The organism is Citrobacter farmeri (genome assembly GCF_019048065.1).
In the GTDB taxonomy this organism is placed as follows: domain Bacteria; phylum Pseudomonadota; class Gammaproteobacteria; order Enterobacterales; family Enterobacteriaceae; genus Citrobacter_A; species Citrobacter_A farmeri.
This window is the reverse complement of record NZ_CP077291.1, coordinates 1,599,949-1,619,522: the sequence shown is the minus strand read 5'-3', so window position 1 is coordinate 1,619,522 and position 19,574 is coordinate 1,599,949. Positions and strand designations below refer to the sequence as shown.

At 52.9% G+C, this 19,574-nt stretch carries 18 protein-coding genes; 10 read left to right on the top strand and 8 right to left on the bottom strand.

Going from position 1 to position 19,574, the window contains the following annotated elements; translation table 11 throughout:
- Positions 1-97: 97 nt before the first annotated feature.
- From I6L53_RS07565 to I6L53_RS07545, 5 genes are all read left to right on the top strand, one after another.
- Positions 98-496, top strand: coding sequence for a CidA/LrgA family protein (locus tag I6L53_RS07565; RefSeq protein WP_042317989.1), 399 nt, complete (start codon positions 98-100; stop codon positions 494-496).
- Positions 493-1,188, top strand: coding sequence for a CidB/LrgB family autolysis modulator (locus tag I6L53_RS07560; RefSeq protein WP_042317987.1), 696 nt, complete (start codon positions 493-495; stop codon positions 1,186-1,188). Before I6L53_RS07565 ends, I6L53_RS07560 begins: the two co-directional genes overlap by 4 nt.
- Before the next feature lie 129 nt (positions 1,189-1,317).
- Positions 1,318-2,202: a cytidine deaminase gene (gene cdd, locus I6L53_RS07555; protein WP_042317986.1), complete on the top strand. Its 885-nt coding sequence runs from the start codon at positions 1,318-1,320 to the stop codon at positions 2,200-2,202.
- Positions 2,203-2,417: 215 nt separating this feature from the next.
- A complete protein-coding gene (gene sanA, locus I6L53_RS07550; protein ID WP_042317984.1) occupies positions 2,418-3,137 on the top strand; it encodes an outer membrane permeability protein SanA in 720 nt (239 codons plus the stop codon).
- Between the two features lie 2 nt (positions 3,138-3,139).
- Complete coding sequence (locus I6L53_RS07545; RefSeq protein WP_042317983.1) at positions 3,140-3,379, top strand: DUF2542 family protein; 240 nt, start codon at positions 3,140-3,142, stop codon at positions 3,377-3,379.
- Between the two features lie 49 nt (positions 3,380-3,428).
- Here I6L53_RS07545 and mglC read toward each other — a convergent pair whose 3' ends face one another.
- The 6 genes from mglC to folE all read right to left on the bottom strand — a co-directional run bounded on the left by mglC (position 3,429) and on the right by folE (position 10,343).
- Positions 3,429-4,439: a galactose/methyl galactoside ABC transporter permease MglC gene (mglC, locus tag I6L53_RS07540; protein ID WP_042317981.1), complete on the bottom strand. Its 1,011-nt coding sequence runs from the start codon at positions 4,437-4,439 to the stop codon at positions 3,429-3,431.
- A gap of 15 nt (positions 4,440-4,454) precedes the next feature.
- Positions 4,455-5,975, bottom strand: coding sequence for a galactose/methyl galactoside ABC transporter ATP-binding protein MglA (mglA, locus tag I6L53_RS07535; RefSeq protein ID WP_042317980.1), 1,521 nt, complete (start codon positions 5,973-5,975; stop codon positions 4,455-4,457).
- 67 nt (positions 5,976-6,042) lie between these two features.
- A complete protein-coding gene (gene mglB / locus I6L53_RS07530; protein WP_042317978.1) occupies positions 6,043-7,041 on the bottom strand; it encodes a galactose/glucose ABC transporter substrate-binding protein MglB in 999 nt (332 codons plus the stop codon).
- A gap of 296 nt (positions 7,042-7,337) precedes the next feature.
- Positions 7,338-8,360 carry an HTH-type transcriptional regulator GalS gene (gene galS / locus I6L53_RS07525; protein ID WP_042317975.1) on the bottom strand — a complete coding sequence of 341 codons (1,023 nt, stop codon included), beginning with the start codon at positions 8,358-8,360 and terminating at the stop codon, positions 7,338-7,340.
- 142 nt (positions 8,361-8,502) lie between these two features.
- Positions 8,503-9,660: a DUF418 domain-containing protein YeiB gene (yeiB, locus tag I6L53_RS07520; protein WP_042317974.1), complete on the bottom strand. Its 1,158-nt coding sequence runs from the start codon at positions 9,658-9,660 to the stop codon at positions 8,503-8,505.
- A gap of 14 nt (positions 9,661-9,674) precedes the next feature.
- The gene (gene folE / locus I6L53_RS07515; RefSeq protein WP_012131616.1) at positions 9,675-10,343 is read right to left on the bottom strand and encodes a GTP cyclohydrolase I FolE; all 669 of its coding nucleotides are present in this window, start codon (positions 10,341-10,343) and stop codon (positions 9,675-9,677) included.
- A 308-nt stretch (positions 10,344-10,651) separates the two neighbouring features.
- Between folE and fghA the strand changes: the two genes are divergently transcribed.
- Together fghA and I6L53_RS07505 are read left to right on the top strand one after the other, a co-directional pair.
- Entirely contained in the window at positions 10,652-11,488 is an 837-nt protein-coding gene (fghA, locus tag I6L53_RS07510; protein ID WP_042317972.1) for an S-formylglutathione hydrolase, read from the top strand.
- A gap of 285 nt (positions 11,489-11,773) precedes the next feature.
- The gene (locus tag I6L53_RS07505) at positions 11,774-13,759 is read left to right on the top strand and encodes a ligand-gated channel protein (RefSeq protein WP_042317971.1); all 1,986 of its coding nucleotides are present in this window, start codon (positions 11,774-11,776) and stop codon (positions 13,757-13,759) included.
- A 65-nt stretch (positions 13,760-13,824) separates the two neighbouring features.
- On the opposite strand, the gene lysP is transcribed toward I6L53_RS07505, so the two are convergent.
- Positions 13,825-15,294, bottom strand: coding sequence for a lysine-specific permease (gene lysP / locus I6L53_RS07500; RefSeq protein WP_042317969.1), 1,470 nt, complete (start codon positions 15,292-15,294; stop codon positions 13,825-13,827).
- Between the two features lie 184 nt (positions 15,295-15,478).
- Complete coding sequence (gene yieE, locus I6L53_RS07495) at positions 15,479-16,342, bottom strand: DNA-binding transcriptional regulator YeiE (RefSeq protein WP_042317968.1); 864 nt, start codon at positions 16,340-16,342, stop codon at positions 15,479-15,481.
- A gap of 99 nt (positions 16,343-16,441) precedes the next feature.
- On the opposite strand from yieE, the gene I6L53_RS07490 reads away from it, so the two are divergent.
- The 3 genes from I6L53_RS07490 (at position 16,442) to I6L53_RS07480 (ending at position 19,546) form a co-directional block, all read left to right on the top strand.
- A complete protein-coding gene (locus tag I6L53_RS07490) occupies positions 16,442-17,491 on the top strand; it encodes a YeiH family protein (protein ID WP_042317967.1) in 1,050 nt (349 codons plus the stop codon).
- Positions 17,492-17,594: 103 nt separating this feature from the next.
- Positions 17,595-18,452 (top strand): deoxyribonuclease IV, encoded by an 858-nt coding sequence (gene nfo / locus I6L53_RS07485; protein ID WP_042317966.1) that lies wholly within the window; start codon positions 17,595-17,597, stop codon positions 18,450-18,452.
- A 2-nt stretch (positions 18,453-18,454) separates the two neighbouring features.
- Complete coding sequence (locus tag I6L53_RS07480; RefSeq protein WP_042317965.1) at positions 18,455-19,546, top strand: sugar kinase; 1,092 nt, start codon at positions 18,455-18,457, stop codon at positions 19,544-19,546.
- Positions 19,547-19,574 lie beyond the last annotated feature (28 nt).

Below are 19,574 nucleotides of genomic sequence, written 5' to 3'. Positions count from 1 at the left end.
TTATCTATCTCCAGTATGCTAAGAATTCATGATGTGATCGATAGCACGTTTTAAAGTTTAATTGTATGATGAATCCGTCGCTTCAAGGAATTACAACATGAGCAAGACACTGAATATCATCTGGCAATACTTACGCGCTTTCGTGCTGATCTATGCCTGTCTGTATGCAGGCATTTTTATTGCGTCCCTGCTACCCGTCGCCATTTCAGGCAGTATCATCGGGATGCTAATCCTGTTCGTACTGCTGGCGCTGCAAATCATTCCGGCGAAATGGGTTAATCCTGGCTGCTATGTGCTGATTCGCTACATGGCGCTGCTGTTTGTACCGATTGGCGTCGGCGTGATGCAGTACTTCGATCTGCTGCGCGCGCAGTTCGGTCCGGTGGTGGTGTCGTGTGCCGTCAGTACGCTGGTGGTTTTTCTGGTGGTGAGCTGGAGTTCACACCTGGTCCACGGTGAACGCAAAGTGGTTGGTCAGAAAGGGTCTAAAGAATGATGTCGTCAATCTGGTGGTCTCTGCCGCTGACGCTGGCGGTTTTTTTCGGCGCGCGCAAACTGGCTGCACGTTTCAAATTTCCGTTACTGAATCCGCTGCTGGTGGCGATGGTGGTGATTATCCCGTTTCTCCTGCTGACCGGTATTTCTTACGACAGCTATTTTAAAGGCAGCGAGGTCTTAAACGATCTGCTGCAACCGGCAGTTGTGGCGCTGGCCTATCCGCTGTATGAACAACTGCATCAGATCCGTGCTCGCTGGAAGTCGATCATTACTATCTGCTTTGTCGGCAGCATTGTCGCGATGGTGACCGGCACCTCGGTAGCGCTGCTGATGGGCGCTACGCCTGAAATCGCCGCCTCTGTCTTACCGAAATCCGTCACCACGCCGATTGCGATGGCCGTTGGCGGCAGCATCGGCGGCATTCCGGCGGTCAGCGCCGTGTGCGTGATTTTCGTCGGTATTCTTGGCGCCGTCTTTGGCCATACGCTGTTAAACGCCATGCGTATTAAGACCAAAGCCGCACGCGGACTGGCGATGGGGACCGCGTCTCACGCCCTCGGCACTGCCCGCTGCGCGGAACTGGATTATCAGGAAGGCGCATTCAGTTCGCTGGCGCTGGTGATTTGCGGGATTATTACCTCACTGATCGCCCCGTTCCTGTTTCCGATTATTCTCGCCGTCATGGGCTAAAATTTGCGATACGTCGCGCATTTTTCATTTAAGTTTCATAAGTTGCACACACAATGAGATTCCGATCACACATATAGCGGTAGCAGGCCCGTACACTACGATCCCAATACATTGTTATGAGGCAACGCCATGCACCCACGTTTTCAAACTGCCTTTAGCCAACTTGCGGATGATCTGCAATCAGCAATGGCGCCCATCCTGGCGGATACGCATTTCCCCGCTTCGCTGACGGCTGAGCAGGTATCAATGCTTAAAAGCGCAACGGGACTGGACGAAGACGCGCTGGCATTCGCGCTGCTACCGCTGGCTGCAGCCTGCGCCTGTACGCCGTTGTCGAACTTCAACGTCGGCGCGATTGCACGCGGCGTGAGCGGAACGTGGTACTTCGGTGCCAACATGGAATTCCTCGGCGCGACCATGCAGCAAACGGTTCATGCTGAACAAAGCGCCATCAGCCATGCCTGGCTGCGTGGCGAGAAAGGCCTCGCGGCGATCACCGTAAACTACACTCCGTGCGGCCACTGCCGTCAGTTTATGAACGAACTGAATAGCGGACTGGATCTGCGCATTCATCTGCCTGGCCGCGAACCGCACACGCTGCGCGACTATTTACCAGACGCGTTTGGGCCAAAAGATCTCGATATCAAGACGCTGCTGATGGACGAACAGGATCACGGTTTTGCCCCTCAGGGCGATGCGCTGACGCAAGCCGCCATCACCGCCGCGAGCCACAGTCATATGCCGTACAGCCAGTCACCGAGCGGTGTGGCGCTGGAGTGTAAAGACGGGCGCATCTTTAGCGGAAGCTATGGCGAGAATGCCGCGTTTAACCCGACACTGCCACCGTTGCAGGGGGCGCTGATCATGCTGAACCTTAACGGCTACGGTTATGCCGATATTCAGCGTGCGGTTCTGGCGGAAAAAGCCGATGCGCCGCTGATCCAGTGGGATGCCACCGCCGCCACGCTGAAAGCGCTGGGCTGCAGCAGCATCGATCGTGTGCTGCTGAGTTAATTGTCTGATGACATCAGTCCGTAGGCCGGAGCAGGCGGTTTAACCGCTGTCCGGCCTAATCGTCTGATAGCGCTACGCTTATCGGGTCGATACTCACTTCGTTCGGTATGACTGCGTATTGCTGAAAATCCCCCCAATCAGACTACTGTTTCTTGCGCTTCGACACCGGGTACAGTAGCCTGATTGAAATTTCATCCAGTGACAGAGTTTTCTTCATGTTAAAGCGCGTACTCTACAGCCTGTTGGTCCTGATCGGCTTGCTGCTGTTGGTCGTGCTGGGTCTTGACCGCTGGATGAGCTGGAAAACCGCTCCCTATATTTACGATGAGCTTCAGGACCTGCCCTACCGCCAGGTTGGCGTGGTACTCGGTACGGCAAAATATTATCGCACCGGGGTCATCAACCAGTATTACCGCTATCGTATTCAGGGCGCACTCAATGCTTACAACAGCGGCAAAGTTAACTACCTGCTGCTCAGCGGCGACAACGCGCTACAAAGCTACAACGAACCGATGACGATGCGCAAAGACCTGATTGCCGCCGGTGTGGATCCTGCCGACATCGTGTTAGATTACGCCGGATTCCGCACGCTCGATTCGATTGTCCGCACCCGAAAAGTCTTCGATACCAATGACTTCATCATCATTACCCAGCGCTTCCACTGCGAGCGCGCGCTGTTTATCGCCCTGCATATGGGCATTCAGGCGCAGTGCTATGCCGTGCCTTCGCCAAAGGATATGTTGACGGTTCGGGTTCGCGAGTTTGGCGCGCGCTTTGGGGCGCTGATCGATCTCTATTTGTTTAAACGTGAACCCCGGTTCCTCGGCCCGTTAGTGCCGATCCCCACCCTGCATCAGGTTCCTGACGATGCTCAGGGATATCCGGCCGTGACGCCAGAGCAACTGCTTGAACTGCAAAAGAAACAAGGAAAATAAGCATGGAAGACAAAACCCTTTTTATCGTGATTGGCGTACTGATGATCGTCGCCTGGACGCTGCGGGAAGGCATTAAAGGGTTACGCTCCGGCGTTGTTGAGAAAACCGTCAAAGGCTCGCAAACGCCACGCTTAATTCAACGTTCCGCGGAGCCTGGCGCTTACTGGAGCTATATTGGCGTTTACTTTGGCCTTTCGGTCGGCGTGCTACTGGTAGGCATCTGGTTGGTTTTTATCAAATAAAAAACCGGCGCAGGACAGGTCTGCACCGGTTTGATTCTGGATTGAAGGCTTACTTCTTACGTGCGTATTTCAGTGAATCCAGCGCGACCGCGAAGATGATAATGCCGCCTTTGATGATGTACTGCCAGTACGGGTTAACGCCGATGTAAGTCAGGCCGTAGTTGATGACGGTAAAGATAATCACACCGGTCACCACGCCGAATACGGTTCCCACCCCGCCGCTAAACGACACGCCGCCGACCACGCAGGCCGCAATCGCATCCAGTTCGTACATAAAGCCCAGGTTGTTGGTTGCAGAACCGATACGCCCCGCTTCCAGCAGACCGCCGAAGGCATAGAACACACCGGACAGCGCATAAATCATCAGCAGGTTCAACGCCACGTTCACGCCAGACACTTTCGCCGCTTCCGGGTTACCGCCGATGGCGAAAATGTTTTTACCGAAGCGGGTTTTATTCCACAGCACCCAGACAAACGCGACGGCGATCAGCGCATAGAACGTGATATACGAAAGCCGGAAGCTGCCCAGCGCGATAAAGCCCTGCGCAAAGGTCGAGAAGCCGCTGTCAAAACCCGAAATCGGTGAGGCACCCACGAAATCGTAATACAGGGAGTTGATCCCGTAGACGATAATCATCGTGCCAAGCGTCGTAATAAACGGCGTCACGTTCAGGTAAGCGATGATAATCCCGTTCACCAGACCAATGATGGCGCCAATGGCGCAAACGATCAGGATCACCAGCGCAATCGGCATGGTTGCCATTTCGGGGAACACTTTATTGGCGTTCTCCATCGATTGCAGCAGCGTTGCCGCCACCACCGCCGCCAGACCAACCTGACGCCCCGCGGACAGGTCAGTCCCCTGGGTGACAATCAGACCCGCGACCCCCAACGCAATAATAATACGCACAGAAGACTGGGTCAGAATATTACTTAAGTTAAGCAGACTTAAGAACGTGGGATCCTGGAAAATAATAATGGCCAGCAAGACTAAAAGAACGACGTAAATACCGCCCTCTTTCAGATAAGTAAGAAAACTTTTCTTATTTAACGCACTCATGAGGAGCCCCTGATCTTAAAGGTGCAAAGACGCAAGACGCAGAATTTCGTTTTGCGTTGTCGTTTTTGTATCAACAATTCCAGAAACGAGGCCGTTGCTCATGACCAGAATACGATCTGTTATCCCTAACAATTCCGGCATTTCGGAGGAGATGATAATGATCCCCTTACCTTTTTTCGCCAGTTCCGCAATTAACTGATAAATTTCAAACTTCGCACCGACGTCTATCCCACGAGTGGGTTCGTCGAGCATTAAAATTTCCGGTTGCGTCAGCAGCCAGCGACCAATAACCACCTTCTGCTGGTTACCACCCGAAAGCGAACCAATTTGCGTCTTGTGACCTGGCGTTTTTACCCGCATGGAGTCAATAACCCATTGGGTATCGCTTTTCATTCGCGAGTTATCTAACAGACCGACCTTATTTTTGTAATTCTGAATATTGGAAATTAAGGAGTTGAAACCAATATCCAGATAAGCATATATACCGGTGGAACGACGCTCTTCTGTGACCAGCGCAAAACCGTGGTTAATGGCCTCATTCGCACTATGGTTATTAATCTTTTTACCGTGCAGTGTAATGGTGCCCGAAGATTTCTCACGGATACCAAACAGTGTTTCAACGATGTCAGTGCGTTTGGCGCCGACCAGTCCTGCGATGCCGAGGATCTCGCCTTTATGTAAATCAAAGGAGACATCACGGATCGACGGTTGGCGCAGCGAGGTCAGGTTACGCACTTCCAGAATGACTTCTCCTGGCTTGTTGACTTTATCCGGGAATCGCTGGTTCAGGGAGCGACCGACCATCATGGCGATGATCTTGTCCATGTCCAGCCCTTCTAACGGTTGCGTCGCAATCCATTGTCCGTCACGCAGAACGGTGATCTCATCGCATAACTGGAAAATTTCTTCCATTTTGTGGGAGATATAGACAATACCGCAGCCACGCTCTTTCAGCTTACGAATAATAGTAAAAAGATGGTTGACCTCTTTCTCCGTTAACGAAGAGGTTGGTTCATCCATAATCACAATTTTCGCGTTATACGAAAACGCTTTGGCAATTTCGATCATCTGCATTTGCGATACGGACAATGTTCCGACGCGCGCACGCGGATCGATATCAATATCCAGCTCGTCAAAAATAGCTTTGGTATCACGGTACATTTTCTCCTGATCGACAAACATGCCTTTGGTGGGATAACGTCCCAGCCACATGTTGTCCATTACAGAACGCTGTAATACCAGGTTTAACTCCTGGTGTACCATTGAAATACCATTCTCCAGCGCTTCTTTGGCTGAATGAAAATCGATTTCTTTACCCTGAAATAATATGCTGCCAGAATCTTTCTGATAGATCCCAAAAAGACATTTTAATAGTGTCGACTTTCCTGCGCCATTCTCTCCCATTAAGGCATGAATCGAATGCGGGCGGACTTTTAAATTAACATTATCAAGTGCCTTAACGCCGGGAAAAGACTTGTTGATGCCGCTCATTTCCAACAAGAATTCGCCTGACGGCTGAGTAGTTGTGCTGACCATAATTATACCTTGTTGGCCTCGCAGAGTGCGTGATGAAAGGGCGCGATAATTATCGCGCCCCACAAACTTACTTCTTGGTGAACTCGGCCAGGTTATCTTTATCAACGCCTACGTAAGGAACGCGGACGATTTTATTTTCGATTTTCCACTCAGTGCCATCGGCGGCGCCCTTGCCGTCAGCGAGGTTTTTCGCCAGATCAAAGGTCGCTTTTGCCTGGTTGTTCGCATCGTTCAGCACAGTACCGGCCAGCGCACCGGATTTCACCAGCGCCAGCGCTTCTGGCAGGGCATCGACGCCAAATACCGGCACGCTGGTTTTGTTGTGCGCTTTCAGCGCTTCAACCGCACCCATTGCCATTGCATCGTTGTTGGCGATAACCACTTCAATTTTGTTCGCGTTCGGACCGGAGAGCCACGCGTCCATTTTGTCTTTCGCCATTGCGGTGTCCCACATCGCGGTATCTAACTGCAACTGCTCGGTTTTGATGCCTTTGTCGTTCAGCTCTTTAATGACGTAAGTCGTACGTGCTTCTGCATCCGGATGACCCGGCTCGCCTTTCAGCAGTACGAACTGAATCTGACCGTCTTTGTTCAGATCCCAGCCCTGGTTTGCCGCCCAGTGTTTGGCAATCAGATCGCCCTGGATAATACCGGATTCTTTGGAGTCAGTACCGACGTAGTAAGCCTTGTCATAGCTGTCCAGAGCTTTACGCGAAGGTTCTTTGTTGAAGAAGACCACTGGCACGTTCTGACCGCGCGCTTTCTCAATAACAGTACCCGCAGCCGCCGGGTCAACCAGGTTGATAGCCAGCGCTTTAACGCCTTTTGCCAACAGCACGTCGATCTGATCGTTCTGTTTGGACTGGTCGTTCTGCGAGTCGTTCATCAGCAGTTGAACATCTGGCGCCGCTTTCGCGTCTGCTTCGATAGCCTTACGCACCACGGACATAAAGTTATCGTCATATTTATAGATTGTCACACCGATGCGAGTATCAGCAGCGTGCGCAGCCGCGCCGAATAACATGCTTGCCATAACGGCAGAAAGGGTCAACACCTTCTTATTCATGGTAACTCCGGTTCTATTATGCAGGGTAGTACGTAAGATAAATGCCCGGCGGGACAAACGTTAATGAAGTGTTATGTAGACGCCGAGGCTCATTTTAAAAAAATCTCTCTTCCTTGCCCGGTAACGCTCCAGAAATAGGCTTTAATTTCGCTTAAAGCGCTTTTACCTCGGTAAAAGTGATTACTCACAGTTACATCGTAGTTACAGTGCGACAAGCGGTGCCATCATAGCGACGACAATGTTAAGATACTGTGAATTTACTCACATATTGAAAGCGGTTACATCTGGCGAAATCATCAGTTAGTGATCGCCGCCGCATTCTGTCGCACAGCAACCGAATGACGCCGTACGAGGGTCGGCATAAAGCAATGTGTCGCGGATAAATCCAACGTCCCAGCCGCGCCCTGCAAGGCAAGTTCTGTCGCCAGTTTTGCCATAGAAGCAATAGGATAGCGCACCGTTGTCAGTTGAGGATCGGTGTAACGGGCGATGGGAATATCGTCAAAACCAATGATTGAAAGGTGTAAGGGGATAGAAATGCCATTGTCCTTCAGCGCCGTCAGCGCCCCGGCAGCCATGTTGTCGTTATAGGCGAATACGGCGGTTAGCTGCAGGTTACGCCCCAGCAACTCCACCATCGCCGCCTCACCGCCCTGCATATCCGGCGAACCGGTGCCGATCCAACTTTCCGGCGGGACAATACCCTGCTCTTTGAGCGCGCTGCTCCATCCTTCCCGGCGCATGACGTCATCTTCAATGCGATGACTGGAGGCCAGGTAACCAATGCGCTGATGACCGTTATTCAATAGCATGCGGGTCGCCATTTTCGCGCCGCTGATATTGTCCAGGCAGACGCAGCGATGGGCGTAGCCAGGGACAATACGGTTGATCAGCACCATGCCGGGGATCTGATCCATAAACTCGCCCAGTTCCCGATCGCTTAATGCTTTCGAGTGAACAATCAAGGCATTACACCGCTGGCGGATCAATACCTCAATAGCGTGGCGCTCCTTTTCGGCTTCATGATAGCTGTTGCCGATCAGCACGTATTTCTGATGTTGCTGAGCGACCATATCCACTGCTTTCACCAGCGCGCCAAAAAAGGCATCGGAAACGTCCATTACCACCACGCCAATCGTCTCACTGACCTGCGTGGCCAGCGCCTGGGCATTAGCATTTGGCCGATAGCCCAGCAGCGTCACCGCCTTCATTACCGCCTCGCGCGTATCGGGACTGACCAGCGCGCTGTTGTTTAATACGCGGGAAACCGTCGCCACGGATACGCCCGCCTGACGCGCCACATCACGAATGGTGATCATATTCACTACCTTGTCTGGGATTGCAGTCACTCACTGCATAACTGGCGGCTATTTTGTCAGCGGAGGGAAAAGGACTACGTGAGTGCGGTCACAGCGATGAAAGCGCTTACATCCATTTTGTTAATGATTGTGATCCAGATCGTTATCTGGATGTATGGGGCAATGACATCCCTGACGCACGAAGGGTTAATTGCCGCCAGAGCCACTCCACCGGCCCCTGAGGCAGGAATCGCAGCCAAATCACGGAGAAAAGCAGATTTGCCAGCCACACCGGGAAAACAAACAGCAGCAGCTCAAGACGGTCATATTTCATAAATAAGCCGAATTGATAAAACAGTGTGGTGCAAATCAGGGTTTGCAACAGGTAATTCGTCAGCGCCATTCGTCCGACACAAGCAATCGCGAGAACAATTTTACTGCGGCTAAGCTGCGGCCAGTAGCCAAACATCAGCGCGGTATAGCCGAGCGTCTGAAACGGCGCGCTGAGTTCACGCGGAGCCTGTAACAGGAAGGCGCACCAGCGATAGTTCCAGTCCAGTTGCCACTGCGCAATCACGGCAGGCAGGTTAATCAGCAGCCCCACAGCAATCAGTAAAAAGCCGCTTCGCCGGTAATGTGAAAGGCGAAACTGCCCTTTCAACCAGCCGCTGCGCATCAGTGCCGCACCGAGCAACATCATGCCCGCCAGTTGCCAGCCGTACTGAGCGCCGAGCGCCAACAGGCTGTTTGATAATCCTTCAACCCGATTGCTGATGGCGTCGACGCCGCCGTTAACTTTCCAGAATTTTTCATATAATAACGCTGAAGCATCCGGGGTCCAGGCGCGATTAGAGGCAGTACCAGAAATCGCGCCAAGCAGCAACAGAACGCCAATACCAGCCAGATAAAGTACCACCCCGGTGTTAAACAGGCTTTTCACGGACGGTGCGTCGCGTACCAGTCGCCAGCAGATCAACCCCACCAGCCCATAGGCCAGCAGAATATCACCATCCCAGAACAGCAAAGCATGAATAAAACCGAGTAGTACCAACAGGGTCAAACGCGACTGAATCCAGCGCTTGCCGCGTGGCAGCAGCATTTGCAGACCTGCTCCAAACAGCAGTGCAAAAAGGGTGAGGAATTTTACCTGGGCGAACAGATCCAGAATGGCCCAGGTCCAGGCATCTGAAGCGGTAATATTTCCGTACCAGGCGGGATTGAGATAAGCCGCCTTTGGCAGACCAAAGGCGCTGATATTCAATAGCAGGATGCCAAGGATGGCAACGCCACGAACAAAATCCAGCGTGACATTACGCTCCATAGCCCCTGCCTTAATCAGTTGTGATGACGTACCGCGCGCAAAAATTCCTGACGCGTATTCTGGCTCGATTTGAACAGGCCACCAAGCGAGGTGGTGGTGGTCGCACTCGTGGCATCGCGAATACCGCGCGCTTTCACACAGTAATGCACAGCATCAATCGACACTGCCACGTTGTTGGTCCCCAGCAGGGTTTGCAGCGCGGTCAGAATTTGCTGCGTTAAACGCTCCTGTACCTGCGGACGTTGTGCAAAGAACTGGACGATGCGGTTGATCTTCGACAGACCAATCACTGAATCTTTCGGGATATAGGCCACGGTGGCTTTGCCATCGATGGTCACAAAGTGATGCTCGCAGGTACTGGTCAGCGTGATGTCGCGTACCGTCACCATCTCATCGACCTTCATTTTGTTTTCAATGACGGTGATTTTCGGGAAATTGGCGTAATCCAGACCGGAGAAAATCTCATCGACATACATTTTGGCGATGCGATGCGGCGTTTCCATCAGGCTGTCATCGCTCAGATCGAGGTTCAGCAGCTGCATGATCTCGGTCATATGGCCTGAGATAAGACGTTTACGCGTTTCGTTATCCATCTCATGCACGGGTGGGCGCAGCGGCGTTTCCAGCCCTCGCGCAACCAGCGCTTCATGAACCAGGGCCGCTTCTTTACTGAGTGATGACATTTATTTTTCTCCTGCAGGTGTGGCGCCTCTGCCCTACGTGGGGCAAAGTTTGTAAGCTGTAGACAGCTTGATTATTGTGCGTGAGGCCGCGCACATAATCCAGTATTCGCAACGATAATTATTGAAATTGCCGCAGCCTTTCAAGCGCTGTTTTGGGCAAGGCAACAGAAAGTGTTAAATCAACGTTGTAACGATGATGAAGTAAGTTTGCTGAATGCGGAAGTGAAAGTTACTCACAGTGCCATGAATTATCTGTATTATGGGGAGTTTGCGAACACATTCAGGTTCAACACAATAAGGAGCCACGCATGGAAATGCTCGAAGAGCACCGCTGTTTTGAAGGCTGGCAGCAACGCTGGCGACACGACTCCACCACGCTGAACTGTGCAATGACGTTCAGCATTTTTCTCCCTCCCCCTCGCGACACCACCCCTCCGCCGGTTTTGTACTGGTTGTCCGGGTTAACCTGTAATGATGAAAACTTTACCACCAAAGCGGGGGCGCAGCGTATCGCGGCTGAATTGGGTATCGTATTAGTCATGCCGGATACCAGCCCGCGTGGCGAACAGGTCGCCAACGATGAGGGTTATGACCTGGGCCAGGGGGCCGGTTTTTATCTCAATGCGACACAACAACCCTGGGCTGCCCATTTCCGCATGTATGACTACGTGCGTGATGAACTTCCGGCCCTGATTCAGGCGCATTTTAACGTCAGCGAGCGCTGCGCGATCGCAGGGCACTCAATGGGGGGGCACGGCGCGCTGATCATGGCATTGAAAAATCCGGGTAAATACACCAGCGTTTCCGCTTTTGCGCCAATTGTTAATCCATGCCGCGTCCCATGGGGAGAGAAAGCGTTTCGCGCCTATCTGGGCGAGGACCAGGCCGCATGGACGGAATGGGACAGTTGCGCACTGATGTACGCCAGCCGGCCGGAAGATGCCATCCCAATGCTGATTGACCAGGGTGATAGCGATCAGTTTCTGGCCGACCAGCTACAACCGGCCGTACTTGCGGAAGCCGCACGTCAGAAAGCCTGGCCGATGACGCTGCGCATTCAGCCCGGCTACGATCACAGCTATTACTTTATTGCCTCATTCATTGAGGATCATCTGCGCTTCCATTCAGAATATTTGATGAAATAATCGCAGGAGGGCAATGCGCCCTCCTTTTTTCTTCTCGACTTCTCCATGATTTCTTCATTTTCTCCTCACATTTACGTTCCTCTATCTCGTTGACTTAAAAGAATTTCCTTTATAAATCAAACAAACGCAAATGATTTCAATTATCATTAGTATTTACAAATATTCATTATTTTGTACAATTCCCCCCGCTTCTTTACCGCAAAGAGTTCTTAAAAGACAAACACATACAGTTGTCATGGCCTTTTACATGACACGCGGTTTTTACTCGTTTAATGGAATGACAAAATGACCATACCTCACGTTAAGGCTATTGCTGTCGTAGTCAGCGCGGCATGCCTCCCATCGCTCGTTCATGCTGCCGATCAGGATACCGTTGTTGTTACCGCGACGGGATTTGAGCAGAAAATCCAGAATGCCCCGGCTTCAATTTCGGTTATCACAAAGCAGCAAATTGAAGACAAAGCTTACCGGGACGTTACCGATGCGCTGAAAGATGTGCCCGGCGTTGTCGTCACCGGCGGGGGCAGCAGCAGTGATATCAGCATCCGCGGGATGGCGTCGCAGTACACACTGTTCCTGGTGAACGGCAAACGCATCAGCACTCGCGGTACGCGTCCGAACAGCGATAACTCCGGGATCGAACAGGGCTGGCTGCCGCCGCTGGAGTCCATCGAGCGTATTGAGGTCATCCGCGGACCGATGTCATCGCTGTACGGATCCGATGCGATGGGCGGCGTGATTAACGTGATCACCAAAAAAGTCTCTAACACCAAAGGCTGGACCGGCTCTCTGCACGGCGACGCCACCTTCCAGGAAAACAGCGATTCCGGTGATTTATTCCAGACCAACGCCTATGCTTCAGGTCCACTGATCGACGGCCTGTTGGGTGCAAAAGTCACCGGATTACTGTCTCGCCGCGCGGAGGACCAAATCGTCAATGGCTACAATGAGCAACGCCTGCGTAATGGCGGTCTGACTCTCAACTTTACGCCGGATGATAAAAACGATATCGATTTTGATATCGCCCGTGAATTGCAGGATCGCGACAGTACGCCGGGTAAATCAATGGCTGCAGAGAGCTGCCGTAACGGCACCTGTAAGCCAAACACAAAAAGTGAAAGCCGCTATGAGCACACAACCTACTCATTAACCCACAGCGGCTATTACGATGAGTTCAACACCACCAGCTATATCCAGCAGGAAGAGACCAACAACCCGGGTCGCGAAATGAAGTCGTACAACACGATCTTCAATAACCAGAACCAGATCTTCCTCGGCGCCCATACCCTGACGCTGGGCGGTCAGTATCGTTATGAAAAACTGCGCGATACCGGCAACCAACTGAAAGCGGCAGATGGTCTGGATAAACTGACTCGCTGGAGCTGGGCACTGTTTGCGGAAGATGAATGGGCGATGACCGACAGCTTTACTCTGACCGGCGGGATCCGCATGGATAAAGACGAAAACTACGGTGACAACTGGACACCGCGCGGTTATGGCGTCTGGCATCTGAGCGATCAATGGACTTTAAAAGGCGGCGTCTCCGCAGGCTACCGCGCACCGGATCTGCGTCAGTCCTCCGCAAACTGGGGTCAGGTCACGGGTGGCGGTCGCCTGAATGGCATTATCGTTGGTAACCCGGATCTGAAACCAGAGAAGAGCCTGAGCGAAGAACTGGGTCTGCTGTGGGATAACGGCGACAATCTCAACGCCGGCATCACCCTGTTCAATACCGATTTCAAAGATAAGATTACCGAAGTTCGCCGCTGTAACAGCAGCGCCGATCCGGCCTGTACGATTGGCAGTGAAAGCTATGATTTTATCAGCGATCGCGTGAACGTTGATAAGGCCAACATGCGCGGTGTGGAATCGACGTTCGGCTGGAAGATAACCCGCGACCTCAACTGGACGGCCAACTACACCTTTACCGAGTCAGAACAGAAAAGCGGTCAATTCGAAGGCAAGCCATTAAACAAAATGCCAAAGCATATGTTTAACACTACGCTGGACTGGCAGGCGACTGAAACCGTGGGCTTCTGGAGTCGTCTGAACTTCCGCGGTAAAACCTCTGAATACCTGAGCCGTACCTCAATGTCGCAGGGCACGCCATCCTATACCCAGGTTGATGTCGGTCTGCGTTACAACGCGAACAAGAACCTGCTGGTGACGGCTGGGGTGTATAACGCGCTGGATAAACAGATTGATTATGATACCTACGACACCATCCTCGATGGCCGTCGCTATACGGTGGGCCTGACGTACAACTTCTGAGTCTCTCCCAACAAAAAACCCCGACCATGTCGGGGTTTTTTATCGTTTCACTTGTGCGGTTACTGTTATTTCTTCACTCGTTCCGGGAAGTGCATTTCACTGTAGCGAACAAAGCGAGTCCCTCGGGTCAGCTTATAGCCGAACCAGATAATCAGGAACAGCGGGATACCGATATAAGTTGCCGCTACGCCGCCCCAGTCAATGGTATCTTTCAGGAATGCTTCGTAGTTCTGGCCCAGCGTGATGATCAGACACAGGACAAACGCGAAGATCGGGCCCAGTGGGAAGAAACCAGAACGATACGGCAGATCCTTCACGTCATGTCCCTGCATGACATAACCACGACGGAAACGGTAGTGACTGATAGCAATTCCCAGCCAGGCGATAAAGCCTGTCATCCCGGAGGTGTTCAGCAGCCACAGGTAAACCGTCTGGTTACCGAACATCGAGGTCAGGAAGCACAGACCGGCAATCACCGTCGTAGCATACAACGCATTACGCGGGACACCGCCGCGAGACAGCTTCGCGAAAATACGTGGCGCTTTGCCATCGCAGGCCAGGGTGTAAAGCATACGGGTTGAGGCGTACATTCCGGAGTTACCCGCCGACAGAACTGCCGTCAGGATCACCGCATTCATCACCGCCGCCGCAGAGAGCAGACCGGCATGCTGGAAGACCAGCGTGAACGGGCTGACGCTGATATCTTTCACGTCATTACGCAACAGGCTCGGATCGGTATACGGGATGATCAGACTGATGATCAGAATGGCGAAGACATAGAACAGCAGGATTCGCCAGAACACCTGACGCACCGCGCGCGGAATGTTCTTCTCCGGATCTTCCGATTCACCGGCAGCAATACCAATCAACTCCGTCCCCTGGAAGGAGAAGCCGACAATCATCGCCACGCCAATCATCGCCGCAAAACCACCGGCAAACGGTGCGTCGCCCGTCGTCCAGTTGCTCCAGCCCACCGGCTGGGTACCTTTGAAGATACCGACGATCATCATCACGCCAACGATGATGAAGATAATCACGGTTGCCACTTTGATCAGCGAGAACCAGTATTCCGCTTCACCAAAGCCTCTGACTGAGATGTAGTTCAGCAGGAAGATCACGCCGAGGAACAGCGCACTCCAGATCCAGCCTGGGGTATCGGGGAACCACCAGCTCATCACCAGTTGCGCCGCCACAAGGTCAACGGCGATGGTCACCGCCCAGTTGTACCAGTAGTTCCAGCCCAGCGCGAAGCCAAAGCCTTCTTCAACATAGTTCTGACCGTAGGTCGCAAATGAACCGGACACCGGCATATACGCCGCCAGTTCGCCAAGACTGGTCATCAGGAAGTACACCATCAGGCCAATCAGAATATACGAAAACAGCGCACCGCCAGGACCCGCAGCGGAAATGGTGGCACCTGACGCAACAAAAAGGCCGGTACCGATGGAGCCGCCGATGGCGATCATCGTCAGGTGGCGCGCCTTCAGTTCGCGACGTAACGCGGGCGCTTCTGTGGTTTTAGTTTCGGAAACCATGTGAAAATGCTATCCATCCAAAAAATGAGGCGCGATTGTAGCAGACGAAACGCCGTGCTTCTGGCACAAATGCGCTGTTATAAGAGACCTTCATGACTGGCCGCGGATTATAAGTAATAGCAGAGAATCGTGAACCGATAGCTCCCTGGACGTATCCCGGCAGACGATCGGTCCCTGCGAGGCGTTATTCGCAATAACTGAGGAAGCGCTGAAGTGCGTTGGAGAGGTGTTTCTGGCGATGATGGATCCGCCAGAGCGTACGCACCAGACGCGGAAGCGGTACCGCGACTTCGCTGAGCGTTCCCGCCTGGAGTTGTTCCTCAATCACCCGACGTGACAGACAGCTAATTCCCAGCCCATGGCGCACGGCATGCTTGATGGCTTCTGAGTTTCCCAGTTCCATCGCCATTTCAAATTTGGGTAAGTGCGACAGCAGCAGGTAATCCACAATTTCCCGTGTGCCGGAACCACGCTCACGCAGGATCCAGGGGGCGCAAGCGAGTTGCTCAAGCGTTACCGGTCCCTGCGCCAGCGGCGAAGATGGCGCAGCAAACACCACCAGTTCATCTTCCAGCCACGGCTCCGAGATGATTTCCGTATTGTGGCACGGCCCTTCGATAAGCCCAATGTCGACCCGAAAATCAAGCACCGCGGTAATGACGTCCTGACTATTACCGACGCTGAGTTCCAGCGGAAGTGCCGGAAAATCACGGCGATAACGGGCGATCACCCCCGGAAGGATATAGTTGCCGATAGTGCTACTGGCATACACACGGATTGCACCGTTGTCTTCACGGAACAACTGCTCAATCTCCACCGCCTGCTCCAGTAACGCCAGGGCCCGCGGATAGAGCAAACGACCGTGTTCATTCACCACCAGTCGCTTGCCTACGCGGTCGAAAAGCTGAACGCCGAGCTGACCTTCCAGATCGGTCAGCGCCGCACTGACCGCCGACTGCGACAGCGCAAGCATCACCGACGCTTGCGTCGTTGAGCCGCTTTTCAAAACTTCAGTGAATACTTCAAGTTGCCGCAGGGTGATGTGCATGGTCGCTTACCACTTATAAAGATTAATTATAAATATATAATCAATTTTATTTTTAAGCCAGTTCGCCGTAACCTTTTGCCCATAAAAGAGGAGAAGGCAATGACAGAACTCACCTTAACGAATCATCATCGAACAATGTGGCATTTTATTCCGGGGCTTGCCCTGAGTGCAGTAATTACCGGGGTTGCCTTGTGGGGTGGTTCCATTCCCGCTGTGGCAGGTGCCGGGTTCAGCGCCCTCACCTTAGCAATTTTGTTGGGGATGGTGATCGGTAACACCGTCTATCCGCAGATCTGGAAAAGCTGTGACGGCGGTGTCCTGTTTGCAAAGCAACATTTATTACGACTGGGGATTATCCTCTACGGTTTTCGCCTCACCTTCGCACAGATTGCTGATGTGGGGGTCAGCGGCATTCTGATTGACATTTTGACGCTGTCCAGTACCTTTATGTTGGCCTGTTTTCTGGGACAGAAAGTGTTTGGGTTGGATCGCCAGACCAGTTGGTTGATCGGTGCGGGCAGCAGTATTTGCGGTGCGGCGGCAGTACTGGCAACGGAACCGGTGGTGAAAGCCGAGGCCAGCAAAGTCACGGTCGCCGTCGCGACGGTGGTGATCTTCGGGACGATGGCGATTTTCCTCTATCCAGCGATGTATCCGCTACTGGCGCACTGGTTTAGCCCGGAAACGTACGGTATTTTTATTGGCTCCACCATGCATGAAGTTGCACAGGTTGTGGCGGCAGGACACGCGATCAATCCGGATGCGGAAAACGCGGCGGTGATTGCCAAAATGCTGCGCGTCATGATGCTGGCTCCGTTCCTCATCTTTATGGCCGCACGAGTGAAACAACTGTCACCGGCCAGCGGTGGGGAAAAAAGCAAAATCACTATTCCGTGGTTTGCCATCCTGTTCATCGTGGTGGCCATTTTCAACTCGTTCCACCTGTTACCGCAGGCGGCGGTGAACATGCTGGTCACGCTGGATACGGTACTGCTGGCAATGGCGATGGCGGCCCTGGGGTTGACAACGCATGTGAGCGCGCTGAAGAAAGCCGGGGCGAAACCGCTGTTAATGGCGCTGGTGTTGTTCATCTGGCTGATTGTCGGCGGTGGCGTGATTAACGTCCTGGTCCAGCACCTTATTGCATAATTCGCTACATCCTGCCCCTGTTAACCCGCTATGATTGGCAAGATTCAATTTCCGGATACACAAATCCTCCAGGCCATATCTGGCGGGTTAACAGGAGTCTTTAATGAAATACATCGGAGCACACGTCAGCGCAGCGGGCGGGCTGGCAAATGCCGCAATTCGCGCCGCTGAAATCGAGGCAACCGCGTTTGCGCTCTTCACCAAAAATCAGCGTCAATGGCGTGCAGCCCCTCTCACCACGCAAATCATCGATGACTTTAAAGCCGCCTGTGAGAAATACCGCTTCACTTCCGCCCAGATTCTGCCGCACGACAGCTATCTGATCAATCTGGGCCACCCGGTCAGCGACGCGCTGGAAAAATCCCGCGACGCTTTTCTCGATGAAATGCAGCGCTGCGAGCAACTCGGTTTATCCCTGCTTAACTTCCACCCGGGCAGCCACCTGATGCAAATATCGGAAGAGGAGTGTCTGGCGAAGATTGCCGAGTCAATCAACATCGCCCTCGCCCGCACCGAAGGCGTCACTGCAGTAATTGAAAATACCGCCGGTCAGGGCAGCAATCTCGGATTCAAATTTGAGCATCTTGCCGCAATCATCGATGGCGTGGAAGACAAATCGCGCGTCGGCGTGTGCATCGACACCTGTCATGCTTTCGCCGCTGGATATGACTTACGCTCTGCCGCCGAATGCGAAAAAACCTTTGACGAGTTTGAGCGTATCGTCGGCTTTCAGTATCTGCGCGGCATGCACCTGAATGATGCCAAGAGCACCTTCGGCAGCCGGGTCGACCGCCACCACAGCCTGGGGGAAGGCAACATCGGTCACGACGCGTTCCGTTGGATCATGCAGGACGCACGTTTCGACGGTATTCCGCTGGTGCTGGAAACCATCAACCCCGACATCTGGGCAGAAGAGATCGCCTGGCTGAAAGCGCAGCAGACTGAAAAGGCGGTTGCGTAATCATGAACGACAGGGAAAAACAGATACTCAAAATTCTGCGCCGCAACCCGTTAATTCAGCAAAACGAAATCGCCGACATTTTGCAAATCAGCCGTTCTCGCGTTGCCGCGCACATTATGGACCTGATGCGTAAAGGGGCGATCAAAGGAAAAGGTTACATCCTCACCGAACAGGCATATTGCGTGGTCGTGGGAGCGATCAACATGGATATTCGCGGTATGGCGGATATCCACTACCCACAGGCCGCGTCCAACCCGGGCAGTATTCACTGTTCTGCGGGCGGCGTGGGCCGCAATATTGCCCATAACCTCGCCCTGTTAGGCCGCGATGTCCATCTGATTTCCGCTGTCGGCAGCGATTTTTATGGTGAGACGCTACTGGAACAAACGCGTCAGGCGGGCGTCAATATCTCCAGTTGCATTCGCCTGCACGGACATAACACCTCAACCTACCTCTCTATCGCCAATCAGCAGGAAGAGACGGTGCTGGCGATTAACGATACCCACATCCTGCAACAACTGTCGCCGCAGTTACTGAACAGCTCGCGGGATTTAATCCGCCACGCTGGCGTGGTGCTGGCGGACTGTAATCTGACGCCAGAAGCCATCGAGTGGGTCTTTACGGTGGCGGATGACATTCCGGTGTTTATTGATACCGTTTCTGAGTTCAAAGCAACGAAGGTGAAAACCTGGTTTACGCGCATTCATACGCTAAAACCAACGCAAAAAGAGCTGGAAATCTTATGGGGCCATCCCATCAATAGCGATGCCGATCGACTCAACGCGATCAATGCTCTCCATCAGCAGGGCGTTCAGCAGATTTTTGTCTGTCTGGAAGATGAGTCGGTATTTTGTAGTGAGAAAGACGGTGAGCAATTCTTACTCACGCCGCCCGCTCATACGGTGGTCGACAGCTTCGGCGCCGACGATGGTTTCATGGCGGGGCTTATCTACAGCTTCCTGGAAGGGAGCGATTTTCGCGAAAGCGCGAATTTTGCGATGGCCTGTGCGGCATTGTCACGTGCCAGCGTCAGTATCAACAACCCCACCCTTTCCGCTGACAACGCGCTGTATTTGTTAAAAACAAGCCAGTAAAAACGACTTATCCGGCCAGGAAGTGTGT